Raw genomic sequence first — 26,140 nt, 5'->3', positions numbered from 1 at the left:
GTGATTGAAATCTGGAATCTGGTTTTTATTCAATTCAATAGGATGTCAGATGGAAATCTGATAAACCTTCCTGCCAAACATGTTGACACAGGCATGGGTTTCGAGCGTCTTTGTATGACTTTGCAAGGAGTCACCTCAAATTACGATACAGATGTTTTCCAACCGATTATTCAAAAAGCTGCGCAAATAGCTTTAACAACTTACGGAAAAGACGAAAAAGTTGACATTGCCCTACGTGTTGTATCAGATCATCTTCGAGCTGTAGCATTTTCAATAACAGATGGTCAATTACCTTCAAATAATAAGGCCGGTTATGTTATACGAAGAATCTTGAGAAGAGCCATTCGCTATGCATATACTTTTTTGGATCAAAAAGAGGCCTTTGTTTTTAAACTTGTCCCAACTTTGGCAGCCACAATGGGCGAACAATTTCCTGAGATACTTGCTCAACAAAATTTGATAGAAAAAGTTATACAAGAAGAAGAAAACAGTTTCCTTAGAACATTGGGAAATGGGATCAACATGCTCCAGCAAGTTATTGATAAAAGCAAAGCTGATAATGAAAAGATTATTAGTGGTAAATACGCATTTGAGTTATACGATACATTCGGTTTTCCAATTGACTTAACCGAATTAATCCTGAGAGAAAATGATTTGGAAGTTGATTTGGAAGAATTCAAAGCTGAGCTTCTGAAGCAAAAAGAACGTTCCCGATCAGCTGGTTCTTTGCAAACTGATGACTGGGTTGTTATACATGAAAGTGAGCAAGAAACCGAATTTGTTGGCTATGATAAACTTGAAGCAACTGTTCTGATTCAAAAGTATCGAAAAGTCAATATTAAGAAAAAAGAGCTATTTCAATTGGTATTCGACAAAACTCCTTTTTACGCAGAAAGCGGAGGTCAGGTTGGAGATCAAGGGTATTTGGAGTTTGAGAATGAGCGATATTATGTGCAAGACACACAAAAAGAAAACAATTTAATTATTCACTTATTTGAAAAATTACCTCCTCATATAGATTCAAATTTCAATGCCGTTGTTAATGCAGGCAACAGGCTTGATACACTTAAGAATCACACAGCAACACATTTGCTTCATCAGGCACTTCGTCAATTAATTGGAACTCATGTTGAACAAAAAGGATCATGGGTTGATCAAGATCGATTGCGTTTCGATTTTTCCCATTTTCAAAAATTATCAACTGAAGAAATTCAACAACTGGAACTGTTTGTTAATGAAAAAGTAATGGCCAATATTGCCTTGGAAGAAAACAGGGCGACAAACATGAAATCGGCCATCGAACAAGGAGCGATCGCTTTATTTGATGAAAAATATGGCGATAATGTACGTACAATTCGTTTTGGTGATTCCATTGAATTATGTGGTGGAACGCATGTGCAATCAACCGGAGAAATAGGCTTCTTTAAAATTGTATCTGAAAATGCAATAGCTGCAGGAATACGCAGAATAGAAGCTATAACTGGCCCAAAGGCTTTTGCATATGTTCAGGATTCTTCGACCTTAATAGACTCTATTAATACAGCATTGGGGGTAAATTCCAAGAATAGCCTTAAAGCATTAAACAAGCTGATTGAGGAAAACAAGCTTCTGCAAAAAGAACTCGAGAGTTTGAAAATGGAAAAGGTAATTGCTTTGAGAAAAACCTTAATTGAAGAAGCTGAGGAGATTAAAGGCGTTAAATTTATCGCCAGAAAAATTGAAATTGAATCAGCCGATTCAGTAAAAGATCTGGTTTTTGAGATTAATAGAAATAGTGCAAATACAATTAGTTTAATTGGTGCCCAGTTTGGCGAAAAAGCAAATCTTTGGCTGATGATGTCAAATAATCTGGTTGATGAAAAGAAATTAAATGCTCCAGATATTATTAAAGTTATTGGCAAAGAAATTCAAGGTGGTGGAGGTGGACAGGCATTTTTTGCCACTGCTGGAGGAAAGAACCCTGAAGGAATTGAAAAAGCCATTCAGTTAGGCAAGGAGATTATTCTTTCTAAGCTGTAATTTTAATTGCCTCTTATCGTTTTCTTTATTGTCTATCAGATTCATTAATTTTGAAGCTGTTATGCACATCTGATGAATTAATACTTATGACAAAACGACTTATCCTATTAATTTGCATCATCTTACCATTGATTGCTTCATCGCAAGGTAAGCGCCCTAACCGAACTGAATTCACAAAATACCCAAATAGTCGTCAGAAAAAAGAAGAAAAAATATACAAGGACAATCGTGTTATTTCATGGAAGCAGTGGTATGAGGACGGTACCAAAAAAATGCAAAAGGGCTTTAAAAACAGCAAAAGACATGGTCGCTTTATTGAATGGTATAGCAACGGACAGAAAAAATACCTGACAACCTATTCGAATGATTCAACCATTGGAATTGCCTATACTTGGCGCGAAACCGGAAGACCAGAGTTTGAAAATTATTATGATGATACCCGATTGGTCATGCAAAAAAAATATGGAACTACCGGCTTACTTGAATATCAGGAGGAATATTTGGTCGAAAGAACACTGCGTACGGAATACAAATGGTTTATTAACAAACAGGTTAAGGAAGAAAAGTTTTTCGAGAATGGATCAATTTCAAAGCGAATTGAATATTACCCGAGTGGAGGAAAGCTTCGTGAACAAGACTATTTTTTGGGCAAGGTAAATGGAGTTGCTTTTGAATGGCATGAAAACGGACAGAAAAAAACAGAGAAAACCTATAAAAATGGAATTGCTGTTAAAACTGTAAAATACGATGAGGATGGAATGAAAAGTGAAATCAATATGTATGAAAAAAGTAAAGTGAAATAATTGATCAAAAGTGGTTACCTCCTACAATAAAAAGAAACTAAAGCAGTAAAAACAAATTTTATGAAACTATTAGCAATCATTATTACCCTCAGTGCAACTTTGTTTTATTCTTGCGGAAACAGTCAAGAGCAAAAATCTTCTAATAGCACCGAAAATGCAGATAGTGTTTTGGTAAATGATGCGGAAACAGATGTTGCAGATGATGGGACAAATCCTCATTATAAGGCAACCCATGTAGTACTTAAAGGTTATGTGAAAAATGGAGCAAATTCAAATGTTATTCTTGATGAACTGAATATTGGACAAATCAATCCACTACAGTCGGTAGTTGTTGATCAAAATGGTGGATTCATTTTCGACTTTGATGTTCCTGAACCAGGTATTTATCAAATCCGATTCCCACACGCTAATATTCACATGTTTCTGAGAGGTGGAAATATTCAAATAAACACTGATATTTCAAATGTTGGTTCCTACGAAATTACTGGATCAGCCGAATCTTATCATTTAAAGGAGATGTACTTGATTCTTAGTGAACTGAACAATCAAACTTACGAAGTTCAAGATAGAGTTGAGGCCTTAAAAAAAGATAAAAGCAAGGTGAAACAGCTATTAGCATTGGTCGACTCTTTACCCATTTACTATGATGCTATTAGCAAACAGAAATCTGAAAATCTGATTAAATTCATTGACAGGCTCGATACCTCCATGGTAGGGTTACTCGCAGCGTTTTACTTAGATCCATACGAAAATTACGATTTTGTCATACAAACTCGAAATCGTTTCGAAAAAATTTGTCCCTACTCAAAATATTATAAACAATTGGATGATAAAATTGCCCAGGTAATTCCTGTAGGACCAGGCAAAATGGCTCCAAATACTGTAGTAGATGATAAAAATGGCAAAAGCATTCATCTTGCAGATTATTTGGGAAAAACTGTTCTGGTTTATTTTTGGGCGTCCTATAGTGAGCCATGCAGGGCAGAAAATCTGGAAATTAAAAAAATATATGACGCGTTTCACCCACGTGGATTTGAGGTATATGCCATTTCTGTTGATGAACAAAAAGAGCCTTGGCTAAGTGCTATCAAAGAGGATAAAATAACAGACTGGATAAACGTTTCCAATTTATTGGGATGGGATGATGAAATTTCACACATTTATCATATTGGAGAACTTCCTTATTTAATTCTTGTAGACAAGGAAGGAAAAATTGTCGATCGTGGTTTCAGGCCACATCAGCTAAAAGCAAACTTGCTAGAGTATATGTAACATGAAGTGGATTCATAACATCCATTCAATCTTAGAAAAAAGGCATCGTTTGTTGCTTTTTGTCTTCATTCCGCTACTGAGTTTTAGTATGCATTACCGCATCTTTGGCTTGGATATTATGGGGGTTCATTCGTGGAGACAAACATTGACCCAATCAAATATTGTAAATTTTTACGAAGAAGATAACAATATTCTGGATCCAAGAATAAATGAGAGGTATCAGTGGAAGGGTATTTATCGAATGGAATTCCCGATTATGCAATGGCTTTTTGCACAGACTTATCGGGTTTTCGGCAACGACATCCTACTCACCCGCATACTTTCTTTTATGATGGGATTATTTGCAGTTTTGGGTCTCTACTTTTTAGTCCTTCAGATTTTCAGGAACAAACTGGTTGCCGTATTAGCTGCATGGGCATTTAATTTTTCACCTGTTTTTTATTACTATACCATGAATCCGCTCCCGGATAATTTTGCCTTGTGCTTTGCTATTTGGGGAGCAGCATTTTCTTTTAAATATATGAGAGATGATAAATTATCTTCTCTCATGATAGCTGCATTTTCAATTAGTTTAGCAACCCTGGCAAAAATGCCTTTTGGGCTATTTTACATTATTCCTGGCGTTTATTTTTTGCAAAAAATTAGCAAGAAACGGTTTAAAGCTATTGGTGAAGACATTGCACACATAATAAGCAGTTTGTTGCTCATGGCACCCGCAATTGTTTGGTATGCATGGGTTATTCCAAAATGGCAGAACGGAATAACAAAAGGAGTATTATCAGGAAACGACACTTCGTTTTCTCAATTATGGGATTATTTATCCTATCATTTATTCTCTTCTTTTCCAGAACTATTGTTGAATTATCTGTCCCTCCCATTTTTCATTTGGGCAGTATGGTTAATTTTTAAGAAGAAACTATACAAAAAGGCGCTGTTCGTGGTTTTAGCTGTTTGGGGCATTCTTATCCTATTCTATTTTTTCTTTGAAATTAATATGATTGCAAGGGTACACGATTATTATCTATTTCCCTTTTTACCCCTTATTTTTATTCTTGTTGCTTATGGTATCAAGGATTTATTAGAAAAAGCAAATAAGCAAAAACTGATTGTTGTTTTTTCCCTTTTATTATTACTCCCCTTATCTGCCTATCTCAGAATAGATAAAAGATGGAATCCTGAATGGCCAGGATTTAATAGTGATCTTATCACTTATCATGACGAGTTGAAAAACGCAGTTCCCGACTCTTGTTTGGTTGTTGTTGGAAATGATGCTTCTCCTGCTATTTGGCTTTATTATGTAAATAAGAAAGGCTGGGTCTACCGGCATAATAACTTAACAGCAAACAAGCTGATTGAAATCAGGAAGTTTGGTGCAAAATACATGTATTCTGACTCCAGACAAATAGACGAGGACTCTCTTATTTCAAGGCAGTTCGAAAGGATCGTAACAGAACAAGGTTCAATTCGGGTTTTTGAATTGAGAAAATGGCCTGATTAAAAACTAAAATTCATTTTTGAGTTTCCAGCTATTATTTTTATTGTTCGTTAATCAACGTTGCTGACCATTATTTTTAGCTGGATTGTGAGTTGCCTTTCTATATTTCTAGGAAATGGGATATTTCTGTGTGTAGTTTGGGTAAATGATTAATAACAATGCTCCAAATCATATCATCTGACACATTATCATATCCGTGTATTATTCTATTTCTTGTCCCAACAATTTTCTCAGCATTTTCAATCTTGAAACTTTGATCTTTCTTCAAAATTCTATTTACTGCTTCTCCAATTATTTCCAAATTTCTTTCTATGGCTCTTTTAGTTTTTATATCTGAAGTAAACTCTGAAAAAACCATTGGTTTGCTTTCAAAATAGCTTTGTATTTCTTCTATTGATTGAAGAATATCATAAAGCCACGTTTTAATTTCGTTATCCATAGATTATTTTTTTTGAAGAGTCAATGGATTGTCTTAAATATGGATTTTTTATAGCTTTATTTTCAAGTAAATCAATTTGTCTTTTTAATAATTTTTCCAATGATTTTTTCAAACTGAAATAATTATCTGCATAGTCATAAATATCAACTTCTGAAAAATCAACTAAAAAATCGATATCACTATTCTTTTTAAACTTATCTGAGAGAATTGATCCAAAAAGGAAAAGTCTTGAGACTTTATGCCTATAGCACAAGTCTTTAATTCGTTCCATATTATTTTCAACAATACTCATACTTCAAAATTACAATCTTTTCCCTTTAGACAAAAATCTCTTTGGTGCCCTAATGAGTTAATAAAAATCTGTGCGTAGAAATCCGATAGCTATCGAATCAAACTAGCCGAAAAAGTATACAAATTCGATACTAGTTGATATATAAAAATGCCTTGAGTTCAATTCGTGTATTTGAATTAAAAGTGAAGCTTAAGATTTATTCTATGAATTTCAGAGTTTAGGAGTACTTTAATTCAAATACCTGTTATTGTGAAGGATTCCATATCCAACCCTTATTGATGGCATAGTAGCCGATTTTGTTATCTAATTCAACACGAAAAATTCCGTCTTCAAAATATTCAATTAGTTCGTAAACAGGCTCTAAAAGAACTTTTCCATTGATATCAGCCAATCCAGAATAAGTTGGTTTTACAAAAGCATATAAGCCATTACCAATTGAATGTAATTTAGAATATTTAATCGTACAGGTGTAATTTCCATGATAATCGATTAAGCCAAATCGTGCTTTTTTTCCAACAATAGCGTTTCCATTAATGAAGGTATCGGCATACCAAAAACGCTGATAATTGAAAAGGACATTTGCATTGGTATCGATAAATTGAAGCTCACTGTATTTTTTTGTTATCGCCCGATTTTGAACGAATTGCCCAATAGAATGAAAATTGGGATTAACGATAAATAGTCCATTTCTATCAATAACTCCTTCCAATCGTTTTACATTTACAACTGCTCTTGCTTCGTGGAATGGACTAACCTTATTATAAACCGGAGCAAGAAACATATCACCTTTTCTATTAATATATCCCCACTTGGTTTTTACTCTTACTCCAGCAAGTCCTTCACTAAACTCCTGAGCTCCTGTGTACTTAAACGGGATAACCTCTTTTCCTAATGTGTCTATATAACCATAATCTCGATTTTTTTTAGCAACTGCAATCCCATTGACAAAAGGACCAATAAAGTCGTATTTTACTGCAACAATTTTCTTTCCTTTCGAATTTACAACCCCATAATCTCTTTTTGCTTTTAACAGAAAGAAATCGGTATTCAGAATAGGCTCTATGGAAGAATAATGTGGGCCAACAATCCATTTTCCATGCTTGTCAATAATTCCCATTCTGCCATTCTTTTTTGCAATTATACATCCTGAAATAACATCAGAGCCTCCATAATATTTTGGATCAATCTTGTATCGTCCTGATTTATTGATATATCCACATTTCGACCTTTCAAACACTTTGGCCAATCCTGAAGCAAAATCTCCAGTACTTCTATATTTAGTTTCTATGACAATTTTGCCTGAAGAATTAATAAAACCCCATTTTCGCCCTATTTTTACTGCAGCAAGTCCTTCATGAAAATCTCTTGCATTATCGTATTTGGCAGGGATAATAAGTTCTCCATTGCTATTAATGAATCCCCATTTTTTCCCGATTCTTACTTTGGCAATATCTTCAGAAAAATTGCCAATTGATGAAAATGAGGCATTTTTAACTAGCTGACCATTTTTATTAATAATCCCATATTTTGCATTATCCTTAATCAGGCAAAAGAAACTATCGTTGGCGTTAGGCAAGCGCGAAATGTAGTCATATTTAAAATCAACAATTTTATCGTTTGAACTATTAATTACACCCCAATAGTTGCCTTTTTTAACAATTGAACTGTTGTGTTTAAAATCATTTACAAAACTATAGTCAAGAGGAATTTGCATGTCTCCTTTTTCACTAATGAAACCCCATTGCCCTTCATGCACATAAAGCGGTAATGGGTTATACGCATACATCCTGTCGCCCCAAAAATTATCTGTTTTGCTTAACAACCAAGGTCCTGAAAAATTGCGGTAACGATTGTGATAATAATGTCTGTAGTAAACAGTATCACATATTTCTTTGCTGATTTTTGCAGTTTTATCAATATACATTTCTTCGGCATGCTTTAAAATACCATTGTAGCATATTTTGGCAAGACCTTCCTGAAAATCACCAAAGTATGTAATGTTCTTTGTATATACTCTTCCCGATTTGCTAACATATCCAAAATAATCATTTGATGGGGTTATAATTCTGGCAATAGAACGACCTTGATTAAAATCCGATATTCGGATATCCCATATTCTAGGCTTAATCAAATACTTATAATTCTTATGGTCGTAAATACCCATTTGTCGGGAGACTTTTATTTTCTCGCCTAAAAAACTAAAACCATCAAATTTTCCAGGAATATCAAGGCTTACAATCGAGGCTCCTAATATGGTGTCAATTACAACATCCGTATAAATTGGATTTTTAATAATCTCACCCATTGTATCTTTTAATCCCCACTTGGAGTTATAACCTTTTCTATACCATCCATATGAGCGGGGAGACAGAACTCCTTCCAGGCTATTTCTTCGAGTAGGTCTGTTGCCTACTTCAATATAATCCTGATTGACAGATATCGTGTTGACATTCTCAAATGTAGTTTGCTCTATTATCCTTCCCTCTGGATTGAAATCTACAATTGTAAGTGCGCCATTCTTAAATACCTTAGCCTTGTTCTCTGATAATTCAATTCTATTGGACGTAATCTGAAGCAACTCTGTGCCATCTAATAATGAAAGCCCATATTTTCCATTTTGTGCTAACATGACAATTCTATCATTCAACTCCGAACAAATTATGTTGTCATAAATAGGATCAAAAAGCACTTTACCCGAATAATCAGCCAGACCAATTTTTCCTAAATAATTTAACTGAAAACCAATTGGAGGCTTATTGATAATATTCTCATATTGCGGGCTTATTATTTCTGATAAGACATCATTCACAATTCCACAAAGAGAATTGCTAATGCAAACTAAATAACTTGTGAGAGGGTAAAATTGAATCAGCGTGTCGTATTTCGATTCCGTAATTACTTTTCCTATTGCCTTTGAGTAAACAGCCCATTTGCCCTGCCTCTTTAATCCAATAAAATCTGGAAACTTTATATAGTTCCGCCAAACAAGCTCAAGCAACTCATCTCCATTATTAGTTACTGCCCCCCATTTATGCAAATCGAAAGAATATAGAATTGTCGAACTATCTACGATATCTATTTCTGCATATTTTGTTTCAAGAACACACTTCCCATTCAAGTTATACAGTCCCTTATACTCATTTTTGTATGTGAGAAGAAAAGTATTTTCAATCAGGAAAATATTTGAAAATTCAAAAGGCAGAATCAATCTATTCTCAGCATTAATAAGCCCGCACATTGTATCGATATGGCCCACAAATAAGTTATTACTCAAATATCTTAGCTCTTCATACTTTATGGGAATTATTTGTGTATTATTTTTATCAATAACTCCTGCAAGACCTTGGTTGTACACTCCAAAATAATCATCACCCAGAAATTTAATATGATCATATTGTACTGGGATAATTTCTGCACCTGAAATATCGACCACACCTGTTCTATCTTCTATTCGAACCAATGCGTAACCCTCTTCAAATCGGGTTTCAATTGCATCATATCTGGGTTTAATTACAATATCACCTTGTCGGTTAATTAATCCAGATTTGCCATTTAACTTGATGGGAAGAAGATTTTGTTCTAGTTGAGCAACACTGGCAAGTGAAAAAGTAAATAATACAAGAAAAAATAAATATGCCTTTTTGTTCACTAATTTAACTTAAATGGTCGCAATGAGTTTTTTAAAATCAGCAGTAGAAGAAACCTCTTTATTGATAATTTTCATTTTAAATTCATAATCGTCAACCTTTCTTGCACTCAATTCATTCTCGACAAGTAATTTGAAATCTCTGTTTGTAAATACAGCAATTTTATTTCCCGGAAGTATTGAGACCAATTTATTTTCATCTGAAGGACAGAAACGAAAACTGCTTAAATTGTTGCTATTGTATTTAATAATTGCTTTGTTATTTGCTGTAATCAGATATACTAAAATGTCATTAGCCTCTAAATCATAGTCCTGATCATATTTTATCCTCGCATTAAATGCAATAATATCTTTTCGTTTGTAAAAAATATCCCAATTGAATATTCCAAAATCCATAATTTCATAAGAGCGAATAAATGATCTTTCATTTTCAATCCGCTCTTCTTTAAGCTTTCTTTCTGCCAAGCCAATATTGTAATTACTCATCTGCTTGTTAAAAATAATTAGTGCTTTTTCATGGTCCGAACTACTAAGAACCGGAGAAACCAAAAACTCTGTTTCCAGTTCTCCATTTTTTAAATTCAACAAATACAATGCATTTTGAGAGTCGTACTCCTTCAGATTTATGGATGCCCATTTCGTTTTAAAAACCCAATTGATACTTTTTATTCTGGGGTTTTTGTTTTGATCAGAATAAGCCCAAAGAACTGTTGAAAACGCTTTCAATTCAGGAAAATCTTTATAATCAATATCGAAATCAATTATTGGATCTTTCTTTGAAAATTTCCTAGGTTCTTTGGGCAAATCAGGCATCTTTGGAATATCTTTCTCTAACTCTGCTTTCCTTTCATTAATAGATGGATTTGCTCCTCCCATATAAGCCCAGTTTCCTCTGTTTGTGTCCAGCTTATAAAAATTATAATCTCCATCAACTTCTGAGGCAAGATTTACTTTTAGCTTTTTGCCTTCTGCAATGTAAATCTGCTCACCACTTTGGCTGGCATTTATTTCAAACATTCCTGCTGTTTGAAAATCATATTTTACGCCTCCACTATCATAGGTCATTGGTATGCCTGCGATCAGAATATCGACTGCTTCCTGAAATTCCCGAAAATCAATATCAACCTCACCTGAAATGGGTTCATTATTCTGATTCACAAAAGCATTTGCAGGTATTTCAATGCTGTTTCCATAACCCAGATCTATATTATTTTCACTTGCAGCATCAGCTTTAAAGCTTATAAATTCAATATTAATCCCATTTAACGGAGGTTCTATAAAAGCTTTACTTATGTGTTTGTTGCAATTGGTGAATGAGATTACAAAAACAAGGATTAAAACTAGTGGAGCAATTTTAATGTGTAGCTTCATGACTATGAATTTGAGTGTTTTGCTAGTAAACTAACGCAAATTCTGAACGAAAAGTATTAAAAGATTGTAACTGCCTGATTTCTAAGACATAAAAAGATTTATATTCGAAAATATAGTATCATCTGAACAATTGAATTATTGAATTGAAGGAGTGGCCAGAAAAACTTAAGTTCAGTTTTTATTTTCCAGCTTTTGATTTAAACTTTGCTAATCAACGTATTAATGTTGAATTGATGGCTTTAACTATGTGAAGCTCCAACACAATTTGAGTGGATCAGAGCGAAAGTGCATACCCACAGTTATAAGAAGCTAAATTTTTTACAATAATTGTGGAAATTTTTTAATAAAGTCTTGTGCGTTTACAAATAATCCTTCATCTTGATATGAGTTTTCTGGCCCTTTGTATGACTTAATTTTGGGGCCATTATCATCTCCAATCTCAAATGAGAGAGACGCCTTTTGTTTATCACGTTCTTTCTCTGGATGCTGAATTAAATTATTTCTTACACGTCTTATATTTGTGTTGCCCATATTAAATTTTGGGTGGTGCTTAATAATTTCCTCCACTCGCCATGCAAAATGGTAAAAAGTTTCTGTAATTATTTCTAATTCTTCCAATATTTCAAAATTTGGAGTTTTTGGATTGTGCATAAAAGTGTTATTCAAAAACTTAGATTTATTGATTAACCAATTTAATTGCATCAATCTTTTTCCAAGTTCCGCATCTTGGAATGATATTAATCCTTCCGTTTCCAATAGTTTTCGTCTATACTTATTAAACTGCAGAATAATATCTGAAAACATGTGAGAAATTTAATTTTGTTGATATATAAAAATGTATGAGGAAGAGTCAAAAATCATAATTTCATTCCTGCTTTATTCATCATAAAGGATTGATATCATGAAGAAAGAAAAGTATCAATAAATTCACGCACACAGGATTTGCCACCTTTTTTACCTAATACTACATCAGCAATCAATTTGATTTCATTAACAGCATCTGCAGGGCAGGCTGAAAAACCAACTGCCTGAATCAGTTTTTCATCGTTGAGGTCATCACCAATGTATGCCACATTTTCAAGAGAAATAGACAGCTTTTCGCACCAGGATTTAAGTATATCCAATTTTTCTTCTAATCCTAAATACACATGACTGATTCCTAATAATTCCGCTCTTCTTTGAATGATCGTTTTATTAAATCCAGAACTGATAATTCCTACAGGAAAGCCACTCTTTGTCAGTTTTCGAATAGCCAGACCATCTTTTGCATTGAATTTCTTGAACTCATCACCCGATTCTGTATAAAACATTCCACCATCAGTCAACACGCCATCAACATCTAATACCAACATCTGAATTTTCTGATCCTGAAATTGTTTTTTAGATCTTAAACTGACATCTATTAATTGTTGATAGGGTAGCTTGGTTTGTTTTGATACTGACATCAACAAATCAAGACCTATATCTTGCTTGAGAATGTTTTCATTCAGTTTCCCAATTTCAATAAGATAATTGATATTTTCTTTGAAATAATTCATACTAGATAAGCTTTCTGTTTAAGGCAGAGGCAAGTGGTTTGAGGCTGTTATACAAATCCTTGAATTCATTATGATTCAATTGCTGTGAAGCATCTGATTTCGCCACTTTAGGATTTGGATGAACCTCAATTAATAAACCATCTATTCCCATGGCAAAACAGGCTCTGGCTAAATCAGGAACCCCATATGCATATCCAATGGCATGACTTGGATCAAGAATAATAGGCAGGTTTGTGTATTCTTTTAAATGGGCAACACCACACAAATCGAGTGTAAATCTTGTTTTTGTTTCGAATGTTCTGATTCCACGCTCACACAAAATAACATTCATGTTTCCTCCTGAAAGAATAAATTCAGCAGCTTGCACAAACTCCTGAATTGTTGTTCCAAAACCACGCTTTAATAAAACCGGTTTTTGTGTTTTTGCACAAGCGCGTAAAATTCCCTGACTATACATAGCCTTTGCTCCTATCTGCACGACATCCGAATATTCAATAATCTCGTTGACATGTGTGGCATCTCTAACCTCACTGAATAGACTGAATTTATTATCATCACAAACTTTGCGTAAAATCTTTAATCCATCTTCACCCATCCCCTGAAATGAATAAGGAGAGGTTCTGGGCTTATAGCTCCCAGCCCTAAGACAACTTAGGTTTAGCTCGTTTAAAAGCTCTGCAGTTTGCTCTACTTGCTCTATGGACTCTACCGAACAAGGCCCTGCAACCATTAATGTATTTCCTGTATTCCCTCCAATTTGGTTTTCTCCAATTTGGACGCTTCTTTTTCCTGTTGTATAGGCAATATCCGCAAGTTGAATGTCTGAGCTAAAAACAAAAACCTCATCAACAAGGTCGTCAAACTTGGATGGGAGTTCCTTCACCGAACTACTATTCACCAGAATGGTTTTGTCCTGATCATTAATTACTATTGCCTGTAGCTCTTCGGCAATTTGCGCTACTTGTTGGATACCTTGTTTCAGATGTATTATCATTACTCCCCTTTAATTAAATTTTCGAATGTTAGTGCTCCTGTAAAAACGCCTTCCCTGTTGACAACAGGAAGATAGTTTACTGGAAAATTTTGTGTTTTTATATATTGAATCAGCTCTTGTATTGTCATGTCATCATAAACTGTTGCAGGATTAAAATTTGTAATTTCTTCAGGAGTCGTTTGATTTAAATCGCTTAAATTTTTCAGCAAGCCTTTTCGAACATCCGCATTTGCTATAAATCCCTGAAGTTTTTTATCTTCATTTACATAAACGGTAAAGCCCAATTTGTTTTTATCGATGGAAGATAAAATTTCAGAAAAAGAAAAACGATTTGGACTTATTGTATCAATTTCCTTCGCAGGAATCATAAAGTCTTTAATCTGATAAGTAGATTGAACAGTATTCATTTTCAAATCCAGAAGCGCTGAACTTTTTTGATTGGCTCTCATCAAAAATGAACCAGAAACAGCAGCATCAACTCCAATGTTTCGAAGTATAAACGACACCTCCCCATTTACACCTCCATCAACATGAATGTTGGTGGAGGGATATTGCTTTTTAAATGTCCGAATTCGTTTAAAATTATTCTTCCGAAACTCACCTTTACTATAGCCAGGCGTGGTGGCCATAAACATGATAAAATCTACTGATGCAGAAAATTCTTCAAAAACGTTTAATTCGGTTTCTGTAGTAATTGCTATTCCTTTTTTTGATAAAATCTCTTTTGGAATATCTATAAAACGCTGAACTGCTTCGTATTGAAATGTAATATACTCAGGTTGGTGCTTTATGATCAATTCAAAATAAGCCTCAGGAGTAGGACTAATTATATGCAGATCGATTGGTTTATTTGTATGCCTTCTAATCTCAACAATATCCTCAAATACCTTGGGATTATCATTGCAATCAATATGAATAAAATCAATGGGTAATGAATTTAATTCATTAATGATTTCTTGTAAGTTTCCGTTTTTACTTGAATATATGGAAGCAGAAATTTTCATAATTACACGGCAAAAGTAAGCATATTTCAATACGATTTCATCTTAAGTCATTGCTGGAGATTAAAATCAAGAGTTGCTTAATCTTAATAAATATCAGATATCTTTATCTTTGAGCCATAAAATACAAACAGCCATGAAAAATTTATCCATAATAATCACACTTTTAGTTGTTTTGATCGGTTGTCAAAATAAGTCGGAAAATGAGCAAAGTGCCTTAGATCCAGAGAATAAAGTAACTGTTGAAATGTTTGTGAGTGGAATGACCTGCGCAGGTTGTGAACGAACCATTGTAAATACGGTTTCTGAATTAACCGGAACTTTTGAGGCAGAGGCGTCAAACGAAGATGGTACTGCACGAGTTGTTTATGACAAAAGTAAACTGCAAGTAGAGGATATCACTAGTGCTATCAGTAAAAAAGGCTATACGGTAGATAGCTTTGTTATTAAGGATTTTATTGAGGAATCTGAATAAATTATTGTTGGAACAGAACTCTTAAGATCAACAATATCCCAAAAAATACTAAAAGTATTCCAACAACTTTATTCATTATGACAATGGAGCGAGGTTTTATTAATCGCTTAATTCGAAACGCCAAAGCCCCTTTAATAAGGTTCAAAATGGTATAAATCCCCATAACTATACTGAAAAACACAACAACATCCAGATGATAATTATCGTTATTCCCATAATTTGATCCAACAAGTGTGACCACACCAATCCAGAATATCCAGACAAAAGGATTTGCAATATTCAGCAAAAAACCTTTGACAATATATTTAATAGCACTCGAAGTCGTTAAGCTTTCTTCGATTGGGCGCATGTCTTTAAACCTGATCTTTTTCAAATAAGAAACAATGCCGAAGACAATTAATATTAGCCCTCCAATAATTCCAATGATCAGCTTATTGTTATTATTTTCAAGCAATTGTGTAGTGCCAAGCAAGCTAAGAAATATTAAGGCAACATCATTAATCACAATGCCAAAAAGCAAATAGCTACTTGCCCAAAAACCACGATAAATACTGGTTTGCAGGTGGGCAAAGAACACTGGCCCTATCATAATAGTGAGTGTGAGCCCCAATATTATTCCTTCAACTATTACTTCCTGAAACATTTATACTTTATTCTTCTCAATAAATTTATCCCACTCCTGCAGCTGTCCGTTTTTCAATACACGAGGAAATTTGTGTTGGCCTCCAATTTTTCCTTTTTCTTTCATCCAATCATAAAAAAGATGAGAGGGCAATACTTCAACAATGACATCTTTTATAGCTGCAATCCGCTCAACTCTATAATCGTCATTTAATACTTTTATATCTTTGTCAATTTGTTCTTTTGCTACATTGGGGTCCAGAAAATCATCGGTTCCTATATACCATTTATGCGCGAACAAACTGCCATACTTAATTCCTGCAACAGCAAATTCCCTTACATCAATATTCAATCCATCTTCTAATTTCTTAATGGCCATATTCATGTTTTCCTGCGACATATGTTCACCACATAAATTAAGAAAATGCTTTGTTCTGCCTGTGATCACAATTTCTGCCAGTCTTTTGTTCGTAAATTTAATAGTATCCCCAATCAGGTATCTCCAGGCTCCGGCACAAGAACTTAAAAGCAAGGCATATTCTTTCCCCTCTTCAATTTCATCAATGGTAAAAGTTTCCGGATTTTCAATTATAGCTCCTTCAGAGTCAAAATTATTTTCATTGAAAGGAACAAATTCATAAAAAATACCATTATCCAAAACCATCTGCATGCCTTCAGCTTCTGGCCTATTTTGAAAGGCTATAAAACCTTCAGAAGCCAAATATGTTTCAATATAGGTTAGTGGTTTAGCCAGCAGTTTTTCAAATCCTTTTTTATAGGGCGCAAACGAAACTCCTCCATGAACATAAATACTCAGGTTAGGCCAAATATCGTGAATATTGTCAACCTGATAATAATCAATTATTCGTTCCAATAGTATTTGAAGCCAGGCTGGAACACCGCAGATAACGCCCATATCCCAATCTTTTGCCTTTCTAACTATTTCATCAAGTTTGGTACTCCACTCTCTTTCTTTAGAAATTCGTTTACCCGGTTTATAAAAATGTTGAAACCAAAAAGGAATATTACTGGCTGAGATTCCGCTGAGATCGCCTTCATAATAAGTGCCATTAAACTGTAGGTGGGTACTCCCACCTAACATCAAAATTCCTTTGTTATAAAATTCTTTAGGGAAATCATATTGCGCCAAAGAAAACACTTGTCTGGCACTTATTTTCTTGATTGCCTTTAGCATTTCGTGAGTAACCGGAATATGCTTGCTCGATGCTTCTGAGGTTCCACTACTCAAAGCAAAATATTTGATTTTACCGGGCCATGTTACGTAGGTTTCGCCACTCAACGACCGATACCACCAGCTTTTAAAAATTTTGTTATAGTTATAAACAGATACATTTTGTTTATAGGCTTTTACAACGTCCTTGCTTTTAATTATTTCATGAAAATTAAAATATTCTCCAAAAGATGTAAGCTGTGCTCGTCTGAGAAGTTTCTTTAAAACTTTCTTTTGAAGCTCAATACCTTGACCTGGAGATAACTCTTTGGGTGGCTTCCCTCTAAGTTCAATTGCCGCTTTAATAATTGATCCTAAAATAGGCATGAATATGTTTTTAAATCAGACGCAATTTACAGTGTTTTTTGATTCAAATGGAGCATAAAAAAACCCGGACATTTGCCCGGGTTTATATAATATAATCTGAGATCGATTATGAAACTTTTTCGAGTTTTTTCATAATTGAGAAAATAAATGCAGCAGCAATTAAGGACAATGCAATAAATAATCCCCAAACTTGCCAGATAGCAATTCTTTCGTACATGAAACTTCCTATCCATAACATTTGGTTACCTAAAGCTGTGGCTCCTAACCAACCACCTTGCATTAAGCCTTGATATTTTGGTGGAGAAACTTTTGAAACAAATGATATACCCATTGGGCTCAAGAAAAGTTCAGCAACAGTTAATGTAAAGTAGGTGCTAATTAGCCAACCTGTACCAACTCTAGCATGACCAGGATCACCTTGCATGATATCAAATGGATCAAGCCCAAGTGAACCAATTAAAAGCACAACAAAACCAACAGCTGCGAGTATCATACCGACACCAATTTTTCGTGGGGCAGATGGTTCTTTTCCTCTTCTATTCAAATAGGCAAATATTCCTACAACAACCGGTGTTAATAATACAATCATTGTTGGATTAAAATGCTGGAATAGTTCAGGTGAAAATGGATTTGATTCAGCATTGTGAGTGTAAAAATAATAGGTAGCAATAATTGAAGCGCCTAATAATACACCACTTATAATTCGAGTCTTTAATGCTGCTTTTTTCTGAACTAATGTCCCAAGCGATAGCAACCCAACTACTATTGAAAGCAAAGACCAAATATTAAACACAAGATAAGTTCCAGGTCCTACCGATGTAACCGTATAATCCCGGGCAAAGAAACTCATGGTTAATCCGTTTTGATGGAAAGCCATCCAGAAGAAAATAACAACACCAAAAACAAGGAATAATGCGGTCATACGTTGCTTTGTTTCTGCTTTTGACATTTCAACAACTTCACCTTTTTCAGCAGCTTGTTTTTTAACGTCCGGCAACATTTTCTTAAAGAATGTATATACCAGGAATGAAATAACCATAGTACAAGCAGCAACCCCAAATGCCATATTAAAACCTGCTCCATAAGCATCAATATATGTTTGAGCGAATGCAGAAAGATCAGTAACATGCTGTCCATTTAAAGATACCTGATCAGCTAAGCCTTGTACTGTAGATAAATCAGCTGAATTTAATAAGGCTACATCATATGCCCCATCAGCTCCTTTCATTTTCTCTATTAATGCAGGAAGGTCATTGTTCCGTAAAAATCCTTTGGATTTGATAAACCAATTAATAATACCAGCAGCTGCACTTGGTGCGAATAAAGCACCAATATTGATACCCATATAAAATACACTAAAGGCAGAATCTCTTAGATGAGAATATTTAGGTTCGTCATAAAGTTGTCCAACAACAGCTTGTAAGTTTCCTTTGAATAATCCATTACCGAAGGCAATTACAAAAAGAGCAACAAGTGTGAAAATGAGACCAAATCCAGGGACTGTCATCAGAACATAGCCTGCTAACATAGTAACCAGACCAATGTAAATAGTCCCTTTATAGTTCTTTGTTCTATCGGCAATTAAACCTCCGACTAAAGCAAGTCCATAAATTAAACCATAGAATACACTGTAAATAATACCTGCATTTGATTCAGTTAATCCAAACTTTGAAGTGAGATAAAATACCAAAATTCCCATCATGGTGTAGAATCCAAAACGCTCTCCCATATTAGCAAAGAACGCTACATAAAGTCCCTTAGGATGACCTTTAAACATAAATTTAGTTTTTTAGTTAATACAAATTGTATGATTGATTTCAAAAAATGAATTGCGAAAATACTACAAAAATGCTATTAATTGGTTGCTAATACTTTATTAGTGAGGACTAATGATATTAATCAGCATATGGGAGATTTGAGTGTGAGCTAATCTATCAGCGAAAGTAATAAAGTGATCAGTCAAAATTATATAATTCTGAGTCCTAAACTAACTATTATTTTTTGGCTAACTTTTTTATTTGTTCCCAGAGTTTACTGCGCATAGGATATTGAGAAATATTGATCAGGCCTGGATGGAGTAAAAATGCTACAACACGTTTTTCTATCCAATGATGCATGGGAAGCAATATCGCAATCAGAAAGATTTTAATAAGTAAAATTTTCCAGGGTTCTCCATGGGTCAGATCATGAATCCATTTGTCAGCAATCAGAATAATAAACTCAAAAAGAAATATAAACGAAAAGAAGCCCAACATTTTAATCAGCCTCTCTGAAACTTTTAAGCTCCCAAGCATTAGTAAAACAATAAATATGAAAATGATGAGTATAATCATGGCAGTATATTGAATGGAATGCCTCCGACTGGTCGCTTGCTTTTCTGATTTGAGTGCAATTTCATGTAGCTGGCTTTCATGATCGATCTCCATGATTAGCATTTGGTTATCTTTCAACATATAATTAATGCTGTCGGAAAGGGCTTTTGTTAATGCCAAATATTTGTATGCATTGGCATAATCTTCCAATCCTGAATAGATTGATTCAAGTTGAGTAGAAGCACTAAGCATATAATCAAAATAGGCAGCTTCACTGGCCAGATCATAAGAGCTGGTAAATTTTTCAATGGCCTTTTCAATATTTCCTTGCCTCAGCAGGAATTGACCAAACCTGTTGTAAAAATTAGATTGAAGTATTTTGTTTTGATCGGTCTTTAAAAACAGTTCAGCTTCTTCGAAATAATAGATTGCAGAATCGGGTTGGTTACACTCTTCACAAAAAAAAGCATTGATGCGTGCATATAATCCCGGGTTTTCCGTTTCCAGTTTTTTTAGTTCATCTGGAAATTGGACGTAGTATAACTTCCGCAACTCCTTGATTTTATTTGCTTCAATTAAATGCGTTCGAATTAATGCAATTTCAAATTTTAGCATTCGTTCGTGTTTTGTCCTCTTGGCAAAATCTAGGATTTCCTGAATAATCACACCACTTAATTGGTTATCATTTGAATTCAGGTCGATTACCTGTAAATCATATTTTGTCCACATTAAAGCAGCTGAATCGATAGGAGTTGATTTTTTCAGCAACTCACTTTGCATTAATTTATAATGGATCGCTTTATTGTAAATCCTGCTCAGGTTATAGAAATGTGATAACTGTTCATAACACATGATTTTTAACTTGGTATTTGCCAGACGTTCAGCAAGACTTAATGCATTGAGGTAGTTCCGAAATGCTTCAATTTTTTGATTTTTCCCCTCCAGACTTTTTCCTATTTTCAGGTAGCTTTCAGTTTTCCAAACTACATTGTCGGTTGTTGATGCGATAGACAAAGCTTTATAGCTGTATTCGAGTGCCTTGTCATATTTATATCCTGCCAAATAAACTAAAGCCAAGTTACTAGCATTCTCAAATTGAATAAAAGTTTTGCTGCCAAAAGATGCATCTTCAGCCCGTATTGCATAACCGAGAGCTTTTTGGTTGTACATATATAAATTGTTGGATAAGATGTATTTACTATAAGCAAATTGGAGTAATTCTGGTTGGTAGCTGGCTTCAGCAATCTGGATGGCCAATTGGCTTACACTATCTGCCTTCTGATCATTTCCTATGTAATCCAAGTAATAAAATGCCTGATCAAAAAGTTTCTCAATCCGAAGTTTGTCGTTTTTTATGTCTTTATTATCTTCCTTTTGACTGGAAGCATGATCTTTATGATCTGTTTCGCCCAAGAGTTTTGTAGCCGGCAAAAACGTTATAAGTGCAAGGATAAGGCTGAAATGGACAAATAGTAGTATACGTATGCTTAAACATTGACATCCCATTAAATGATCTTTAGCCTTCATAAAACATTATAATTATAATTGTCAAAAATAGTTATCTTTGTTTAAATATATTATTATTTAATAATGATTCCAAATAACAATTTTATGAAAATGCAATTTAAGCCCCGAAAATTTACTGGTTTTTTAATCGGAATTGTAATGGGTATATCCGTATTTGGCTTACTCTCCTTTACTAATGGAACGAGTGTTTTCGGATTCGGGGATACAGTTAACACCATTTCTGTATCGGAAGCAAATGCATATGTTAAAAACTATCAATCAAGCCCAGAGAACTCATCAAATGTGATCAAGGGTTTTACGATTGACAAAACTCAACTCGAAGCTATGAACCTTATCGCATCTGAAAACGCTAGTCTTTCAGGATTCCGGATTTATTATGGAAAAGATAATCTTTCAAAGCAAGTAGGAATTGTAGTTGGGGTTGATAATCAGGGAAAAGATGCAGTCAATCTGTCTATTTACAGCACTTCAGCAGCATTATCTAATCCTTGCCCACCGGTTTGTGATTCAGAAAGTGCCATATTAAGGGATTAAAAAAGATCTGTGAGTTATCTAAGATTTCGCCCTTCGGTCGAAAAGACAAAAAGTGCAGGATATTAATTCACAATAAGAAAAATTTCATCCAGTTTTCTGGGCTTCGTAATTTCAACACCATCTTGTAGTGTTGCAACCTGAATGTCCATAAATATCAATTTATCTCCCTTCTTCACACCTGTCAATGCTTCTTTCATTTCAGCTGTAAGGAAATTTGAATTTGCATCATAGCTTTTACTATGTCCACCATTCGGTTGAACAAGCATTGAAAATGATACAACCTGATGTTTTAGGTCGAAGGGAAAACTTTCCATTCTGGCAGAAATAAAACTCACAATCCTTAATTCACCCCTTCCAATATTACCACCAGCTTTCGATCCAAAATAAGGTGTTGCATATGGAATCCTTCTTAATAGGAAAATCTTTTTTTCAATAAATACAGTATCCTTGTCTTTGGATATCACATGAACATTAATGCCAAATTTTATGCTCTGTCCTCTGGTATATGTTGGTTTGATCGTATAGCTTCCACTGCCACCTTTCAATTCACAATCCTCGGATGAAGAAATATAAATCTGTTCCGCTAAATATCCATCCACTGAAACTGAAACGGGATTGGCCAGGTTTATATATAAAATAGTAAGCTCATCGTTAGAAACAGTAACCCTTGGAGTTGTGGCTGTGTTTTGGCCAAGACAGATGCCTGACGAAACAATTGAAATCAAAACAAATAATATGCTTAATTTAAGGAAGACACTATTTAAATTCATGTGAATAGTTTTGGTTTAATGCTAAATATACGCAGAAATTGAAAGATTATTGCCCAGCCTTGTTAGCACTTGAATTTAGGTGATAGGATAAATCTCTGGCTAAAAAGGTATCTATTTCACTATCAAATGAATGTCCTCGATTTTCCTTTTTTCAGTAATTTTTACTCCTTCGGCTACCATTTCTGCACTTGCTATTTTTATATCAGCTATTATAAATTTATCTCCTTTCTGCACATTGTTTAACACCATTTTCATTTCAGGTGACAGCCTAGGTCCTTCAGTAGTATAATATTGTGCAAATCCTCCATTGGGCTGAAAAATCATTTTAAAAGAAGAAACATTATATCTAAGATCGAAAGGAAAATCCTCCAACCTAACAGATATAAAATTAACAATTCTTATTTCGCCTCTACTAATTAGCCCACCAGATTTCGATCCAAAATAAGGCGTTGGCATAGGAATTCTTTTAATTCGGAATGACTTTTTCTCTACAAAAATAGTATCCGTATTGTTTTTGGGAATTACATATACTGAAAAGTCAATGCTTCTAACTTTACCTCGAGTATCTATAGGGTTAATAGTATATCGCCCACTGTCTCCTTTCAAATTGCACTCAGCAGAAACTGTAACATAAATTTGCCCAGACTCAAAACCATCAACAGCCACTGAAATAGGATTATCCAGACCAATGTATACAGCATTCATTCCTTCGTTGGCAACTACTGCTCTGGGCTGCACTATTTGCTTTTGACCAGAACAAGCCATCAAAAAACAAACAGATAGAATGACAATAAATGTATAAATTTGACGTAAAGAGAATAACTGAAACATGGCGATATGTTTAATTCACTTATAAATGTAAAAAGAATAATCTTCATCACTATTCTTTCTTCACTATCAATAACTGGATTTTCACAAAAATATTCTGATGAAGAAATTAAAGACTATTGTGACTGTTTTATTACTCATTATGAAAATGTTTTCTGGGGTAGGTTAGTAAAAATAGAGAAGTACAATTTAGAAAAAGGGTCTCATCTCTGGCGAACTTATGACTACAAATTCAAAATAGCCATTGACACACTTTACAAAGGCATTAATGATTCATTTATATGGTTTCAGTCAATAGATGAATATGGCTTCCCTGATTCATCTGAAATTGAGAAGTCTAATATATTCAGAACCACTTCTTATGGCGAAAAGTCATATTCTGTTCTAGAATGTCAACCAAATTCATTTTACCCACATGATTATGTTTTGGAGATTGATGCATTTGATTCAATAAATCCCATACTTCAAAAAATGGCTCTCAATAAATTTTCGAAAATCTTCTCTGGAACACCTACAAAGGACTCTCCTGTATTTGACACATTTATTTCTAAATCTGACACTTCAAAGCTTGTTATCAAAGAACGAAAAATAGAATTCCAGGTTTATGAATGGTTTAATGGAGATGCTGGAACTGATAAAACATTCGTTTATACTTTACCTCTTGATGCTAATGGTTTGAATTTCAAAATTGGAGAGGACTATTTGGTTTATGCTGAAAAAACAGATTTTATCAATGGGAAAATTCGCTTTCGCGCGATGAAGCCAACTTCCTTAAGTCTCCCCTTGAAATTTGCTGATAAGCATATTGAAATACTAAGCGATTTGACTCAAAAATGATATTTGGTTGGTGGTGGTGCGGACACCATCAAGGGCTTTGGAGTTGTATTGCAAAATTCCAATTAGAATTCATCTGTCAGCCTATATGGGCAATCCATTGCTAAACCTAGAGATACTTCTCTGACTTTCAGTATGACAGAAACCATGAACATGCTGGTGCTTTGTATTGCAAAACATTACCGTTTGCAGCGGTAGGATTTTGATTTAGGCTGTCTCAAAAGCCCCTTGCTTCGTCATTCCCGTGAAAACGGGAATCTCTTACTGATTGAATTTGAGATAGCCTCTTACATTTTTAGAAAACTAAACGTTTTCTTCTCTTTCTCATTTTGTAAAAGGATGAAGTAATAACCTTTATCCAGCTTGCTTGTGTTGATGATGGTTTGAGATTCAACTAGTTTGCCAGTCAAAACAATTTTTCCTTCCAAGTTAAAGATTGAATAAGAACTTGCTTTCATATTATTCTGGCTAATAATTGTCAATTGATTATGAACCGGATTAGGATAAACCCTGAAACTTGAATTTGATATAAGTCTTTGTTCTTCTGTTCCCAAAACATCATGCACCGTTTTTATTTTTGCCGAATAGACTCCATTTCCATGGGTGGCTATCACAATTGTTCCATCCGATTCACGTGTTTTTATCATATCAACAACAACATTTCCAATGCTATTGGGCCCCAATTGAGTCCAAACAGTAGAAGTACCATCAAGCAGGTCGGTTCCAAACAAACCAATGGATGTGCCAACTAAATACAACGTTTTACCATTCACATGCATGATTTCAGCCCAACGTATACTTGGACCATCACCCGTGCCATCTGAATTTTCCTCTAAATTACCTGCAACTTTTGTCCAGCTATCCCCAGCATTCTCACTATAGTAAAGGCTGTATGTTTTGTAATTGGAAAATACTACAAACACCTTGTCTCCATCATGAGGATCAACAGTGATACAAGAAATATTACCTGCATTTGTTAAGGTAGTTATTCTTTGATGCGCTGGATCGCCTGTATGGGCATTATCAATTTTATACAATACACTTTTACTGGTACCATAATAGACCCGATGTGGTGGATTATTTTTTGACACCCCTAGTGCCGAAATTGATCGATTTGGATAAATAACAGAATCGCTATACAAAAACCAACCGGTTTTAATTGAATCATAATTCTCTGTATATGGAATGCTTTTGACACTGTCGTTCCTCCACAAATGATATCCTTCGGCCAGATACAAAATATTATCATCATTCGGATCTAAAACAAAGGGATTGATAAACTGATAATTTTTCCCTCCAATGGGATCAATACGAGCAAAAGTGACTCGATTACCCTGATCATCCAGTTTCATTTTTGCCATTCGGCCTAATTGGGTTGATAAAATGTAAAAGTCTCTTTTTCTTGCAATGGCACTATAGGAACCATCGCCATTCAATGGCAATACCCAGTCCTTTTCAGGATTATCACTATTCACAAACAAGTTCCCATTATCTTGCAAACCAGCCAGAATAACATCACTTTCCTCATCCTGCTGAATGTTAATTGTATATAATTGTGTAGTTAGATAGCCCTTGTTTAAGGACGTCCATTTAACTGTATCTGCCAATGCATTGTCTGTTCTGAACATACCGCCATCATTCCCATTAATCAAAACATTTGCGTTTGATGGAAGAAACAGCAATTCATGCTGATCGGGATGATGATTAGGATAAACCGTCCAATTTGGTCGCTTAGTATGAACACCATAGCCTCCCAATTGAACCGTATGATTAGACGTTGTAAAAGCATCTGAAGATCGATAAATATTGGT

The 26,140-nt window shown here is 34.5% G+C and carries 22 protein-coding genes; 7 read left to right on the top strand and 15 right to left on the bottom strand.

Going from position 1 to position 26,140, the window contains the following annotated elements; genetic code table 11:
- The 4 genes from alaS to HOG71_08210 form a co-directional block, all read left to right on the top strand.
- On the top strand, positions 1 to 2,019 hold a 2,019-nt coding region (gene alaS, locus HOG71_08225), incomplete at its 5' end, for an alanine--tRNA ligase (GenBank protein ID MBT5990828.1).
- Positions 2,020 to 2,105: 86 nt separating this feature from the next.
- The gene (locus tag HOG71_08220) at positions 2,106 to 2,822 is read left to right on the top strand and encodes a hypothetical protein (GenBank protein ID MBT5990827.1); all 717 of its coding nucleotides are present in this window, start codon (positions 2,106 to 2,108) and stop codon (positions 2,820 to 2,822) included.
- Positions 2,823 to 2,882: 60 nt separating this feature from the next.
- Positions 2,883 to 4,094 (top strand): AhpC/TSA family protein, encoded by a 1,212-nt coding sequence (locus tag HOG71_08215; GenBank protein ID MBT5990826.1) that lies wholly within the window; start codon positions 2,883 to 2,885, stop codon positions 4,092 to 4,094.
- A gap of 1 nt (position 4,095) precedes the next feature.
- Positions 4,096 to 5,592 (top strand): phospholipid carrier-dependent glycosyltransferase, encoded by a 1,497-nt coding sequence (locus HOG71_08210; GenBank protein MBT5990825.1) that lies wholly within the window; start codon positions 4,096 to 4,098, stop codon positions 5,590 to 5,592.
- Positions 5,593 to 5,689: 97 nt separating this feature from the next.
- Here the strand turns inward: HOG71_08210 and HOG71_08205 are convergent, their stop codons facing one another.
- From HOG71_08205 to HOG71_08170, 8 genes are all read right to left on the bottom strand, one after another.
- The gene (locus HOG71_08205) at positions 5,690 to 6,028 is read right to left on the bottom strand and encodes a DUF86 domain-containing protein (GenBank protein ID MBT5990824.1); all 339 of its coding nucleotides are present in this window, start codon (positions 6,026 to 6,028) and stop codon (positions 5,690 to 5,692) included.
- Positions 6,021 to 6,320 carry a nucleotidyltransferase gene (locus HOG71_08200; protein MBT5990823.1) on the bottom strand — a complete coding sequence of 100 codons (300 nt, stop codon included), beginning with the start codon at positions 6,318 to 6,320 and terminating at the stop codon, positions 6,021 to 6,023. Before HOG71_08200 ends, HOG71_08205 begins: the two co-directional genes overlap by 8 nt.
- A gap of 244 nt (positions 6,321 to 6,564) precedes the next feature.
- Positions 6,565 to 9,969 (bottom strand): WG repeat-containing protein, encoded by a 3,405-nt coding sequence (locus HOG71_08195; protein MBT5990822.1) that lies wholly within the window; start codon positions 9,967 to 9,969, stop codon positions 6,565 to 6,567.
- Positions 9,970 to 9,978: 9 nt separating this feature from the next.
- Entirely contained in the window at positions 9,979 to 11,337 is a 1,359-nt protein-coding gene (locus HOG71_08190) for a hypothetical protein (protein ID MBT5990821.1), read from the bottom strand.
- Between the two features lie 318 nt (positions 11,338 to 11,655).
- On the bottom strand, positions 11,656 to 12,093 hold the full coding sequence (locus HOG71_08185) for a hypothetical protein (GenBank protein ID MBT5990820.1): 438 nt from the start codon (positions 12,091 to 12,093) through the stop codon (positions 11,656 to 11,658).
- 143 nt (positions 12,094 to 12,236) lie between these two features.
- A complete protein-coding gene (locus tag HOG71_08180) occupies positions 12,237 to 12,875 on the bottom strand; it encodes an HAD-IIIA family hydrolase (protein ID MBT5990819.1) in 639 nt (212 codons plus the stop codon).
- Position 12,876: 1 nt separating this feature from the next.
- Positions 12,877 to 13,869 carry a bifunctional 3-deoxy-7-phosphoheptulonate synthase/chorismate mutase gene (locus HOG71_08175; GenBank protein ID MBT5990818.1) on the bottom strand — a complete coding sequence of 331 codons (993 nt, stop codon included), beginning with the start codon at positions 13,867 to 13,869 and terminating at the stop codon, positions 12,877 to 12,879.
- Positions 13,869 to 14,873, bottom strand: a complete 1,005-nt coding sequence (locus HOG71_08170) for a CBS domain-containing protein (protein MBT5990817.1) — start codon at positions 14,871 to 14,873, stop codon at positions 13,869 to 13,871. The genes HOG71_08175 and HOG71_08170 overlap by 1 nt, the downstream gene beginning before the upstream one ends.
- Before the next feature lie 133 nt (positions 14,874 to 15,006).
- Here HOG71_08170 and HOG71_08165 point away from each other — a divergent pair, with 133 nt between their 5' ends.
- Positions 15,007 to 15,345, top strand: coding sequence for a heavy-metal-associated domain-containing protein (locus HOG71_08165; GenBank protein ID MBT5990816.1), 339 nt, complete (start codon positions 15,007 to 15,009; stop codon positions 15,343 to 15,345).
- A 1-nt stretch (position 15,346) separates the two neighbouring features.
- On the opposite strand, the gene HOG71_08160 is transcribed toward HOG71_08165, so the two are convergent.
- The 4 genes from HOG71_08160 to HOG71_08145 form a co-directional block, all read right to left on the bottom strand.
- The gene (locus HOG71_08160) at positions 15,347 to 15,988 is read right to left on the bottom strand and encodes a LysE family transporter (protein MBT5990815.1); all 642 of its coding nucleotides are present in this window, start codon (positions 15,986 to 15,988) and stop codon (positions 15,347 to 15,349) included.
- Positions 15,989 to 17,524: a GH3 auxin-responsive promoter gene (locus tag HOG71_08155; GenBank protein ID MBT5990814.1), complete on the bottom strand. Its 1,536-nt coding sequence runs from the start codon at positions 17,522 to 17,524 to the stop codon at positions 15,989 to 15,991.
- A gap of 106 nt (positions 17,525 to 17,630) precedes the next feature.
- Positions 17,631 to 19,301 carry a peptide MFS transporter gene (locus HOG71_08150; protein MBT5990813.1) on the bottom strand — a complete coding sequence of 557 codons (1,671 nt, stop codon included), beginning with the start codon at positions 19,299 to 19,301 and terminating at the stop codon, positions 17,631 to 17,633.
- A 217-nt stretch (positions 19,302 to 19,518) separates the two neighbouring features.
- Entirely contained in the window at positions 19,519 to 21,363 is a 1,845-nt protein-coding gene (locus tag HOG71_08145; GenBank protein ID MBT5990812.1) for a hypothetical protein, read from the bottom strand.
- Between the two features lie 84 nt (positions 21,364 to 21,447).
- Here HOG71_08145 and HOG71_08140 point away from each other — a divergent pair, with 84 nt between their 5' ends.
- Complete coding sequence (locus HOG71_08140; GenBank protein ID MBT5990811.1) at positions 21,448 to 21,897, top strand: hypothetical protein; 450 nt, start codon at positions 21,448 to 21,450, stop codon at positions 21,895 to 21,897.
- Positions 21,898 to 21,959: 62 nt separating this feature from the next.
- Here the strand turns inward: HOG71_08140 and HOG71_08135 are convergent, their stop codons facing one another.
- Entirely contained in the window at positions 21,960 to 22,667 is a 708-nt protein-coding gene (locus HOG71_08135) for a hypothetical protein (GenBank protein ID MBT5990810.1), read from the bottom strand.
- Positions 22,668 to 22,778: 111 nt separating this feature from the next.
- Positions 22,779 to 23,498, bottom strand: coding sequence for a hypothetical protein (locus HOG71_08130; GenBank protein MBT5990809.1), 720 nt, complete (start codon positions 23,496 to 23,498; stop codon positions 22,779 to 22,781).
- A 6-nt stretch (positions 23,499 to 23,504) separates the two neighbouring features.
- Here HOG71_08130 and HOG71_08125 point away from each other — a divergent pair, with 6 nt between their 5' ends.
- A complete protein-coding gene (locus tag HOG71_08125; GenBank protein ID MBT5990808.1) occupies positions 23,505 to 24,332 on the top strand; it encodes a hypothetical protein in 828 nt (275 codons plus the stop codon).
- Positions 24,333 to 24,616: 284 nt separating this feature from the next.
- Here HOG71_08125 and HOG71_08120 read toward each other — a convergent pair.
- The coding region (locus tag HOG71_08120) for a T9SS type A sorting domain-containing protein (protein ID MBT5990807.1) at positions 24,617 to 26,140 on the bottom strand (1,524 nt) is incomplete at its 5' end.

It is taken from the genome of Bacteroidota bacterium, assembly GCA_018698135.1.
Taxonomy (GTDB): domain Bacteria; phylum Bacteroidota; class Bacteroidia; order CAILMK01; family JAAYUY01; genus JABINZ01.
The sequence above is the reverse complement of the archived record's forward strand: the minus strand, read 5'-3'. Positions and strand labels throughout refer to the sequence as shown.

Excerpts from the sequence above, each read along its gene's own strand:
- HOG71_08160 (MBT5990815.1), bottom strand. The coding sequence starts at position 15,988 with ATGTTTCAGGAAGTAATAGTTGAAGGAATAATATTGGGGCTCACACTC.
- HOG71_08155 (MBT5990814.1), bottom strand. The coding sequence starts at position 17,524 with ATGCCTATTTTAGGATCAATTATTAAAGCGGCAATTGAACTTAGAGGG.
- HOG71_08145 (MBT5990812.1), bottom strand. The coding sequence starts at position 21,363 with ATGAAGGCTAAAGATCATTTAATGGGATGTCAATGTTTAAGCATACGT.
- HOG71_08210 (MBT5990825.1), top strand. The coding sequence starts at position 4,096 with ATGAAGTGGATTCATAACATCCATTCAATCTTAGAAAAAAGGCATCGT.
- HOG71_08130 (MBT5990809.1), bottom strand. The coding sequence starts at position 23,498 with ATGTTTCAGTTATTCTCTTTACGTCAAATTTATACATTTATTGTCATT.
- HOG71_08220 (MBT5990827.1), top strand. The coding sequence starts at position 2,106 with ATGACAAAACGACTTATCCTATTAATTTGCATCATCTTACCATTGATT.
- HOG71_08170 (MBT5990817.1), bottom strand. The coding sequence starts at position 14,873 with ATGAAAATTTCTGCTTCCATATATTCAAGTAAAAACGGAAACTTACAA.
- HOG71_08175 (MBT5990818.1), bottom strand. The coding sequence starts at position 13,869 with ATGATAATACATCTGAAACAAGGTATCCAACAAGTAGCGCAAATTGCC.
- HOG71_08135 (MBT5990810.1), bottom strand. The coding sequence starts at position 22,667 with ATGAATTTAAATAGTGTCTTCCTTAAATTAAGCATATTATTTGTTTTG.
- HOG71_08215 (MBT5990826.1), top strand. The coding sequence starts at position 2,883 with ATGAAACTATTAGCAATCATTATTACCCTCAGTGCAACTTTGTTTTAT.
- HOG71_08165 (MBT5990816.1), top strand. The coding sequence starts at position 15,007 with ATGAAAAATTTATCCATAATAATCACACTTTTAGTTGTTTTGATCGGT.
- HOG71_08125 (MBT5990808.1), top strand. The coding sequence starts at position 23,505 with ATGTTTAATTCACTTATAAATGTAAAAAGAATAATCTTCATCACTATT.
- HOG71_08205 (MBT5990824.1), bottom strand. The coding sequence starts at position 6,028 with ATGGATAACGAAATTAAAACGTGGCTTTATGATATTCTTCAATCAATA.
- HOG71_08190 (MBT5990821.1), bottom strand. The coding sequence starts at position 11,337 with ATGAAGCTACACATTAAAATTGCTCCACTAGTTTTAATCCTTGTTTTT.
- HOG71_08200 (MBT5990823.1), bottom strand. The coding sequence starts at position 6,320 with ATGAGTATTGTTGAAAATAATATGGAACGAATTAAAGACTTGTGCTAT.
- HOG71_08150 (MBT5990813.1), bottom strand. The coding sequence starts at position 19,301 with ATGTTTAAAGGTCATCCTAAGGGACTTTATGTAGCGTTCTTTGCTAAT.
- HOG71_08140 (MBT5990811.1), top strand. The coding sequence starts at position 21,448 with ATGAAAATGCAATTTAAGCCCCGAAAATTTACTGGTTTTTTAATCGGA.
- HOG71_08180 (MBT5990819.1), bottom strand. The coding sequence starts at position 12,875 with ATGAATTATTTCAAAGAAAATATCAATTATCTTATTGAAATTGGGAAA.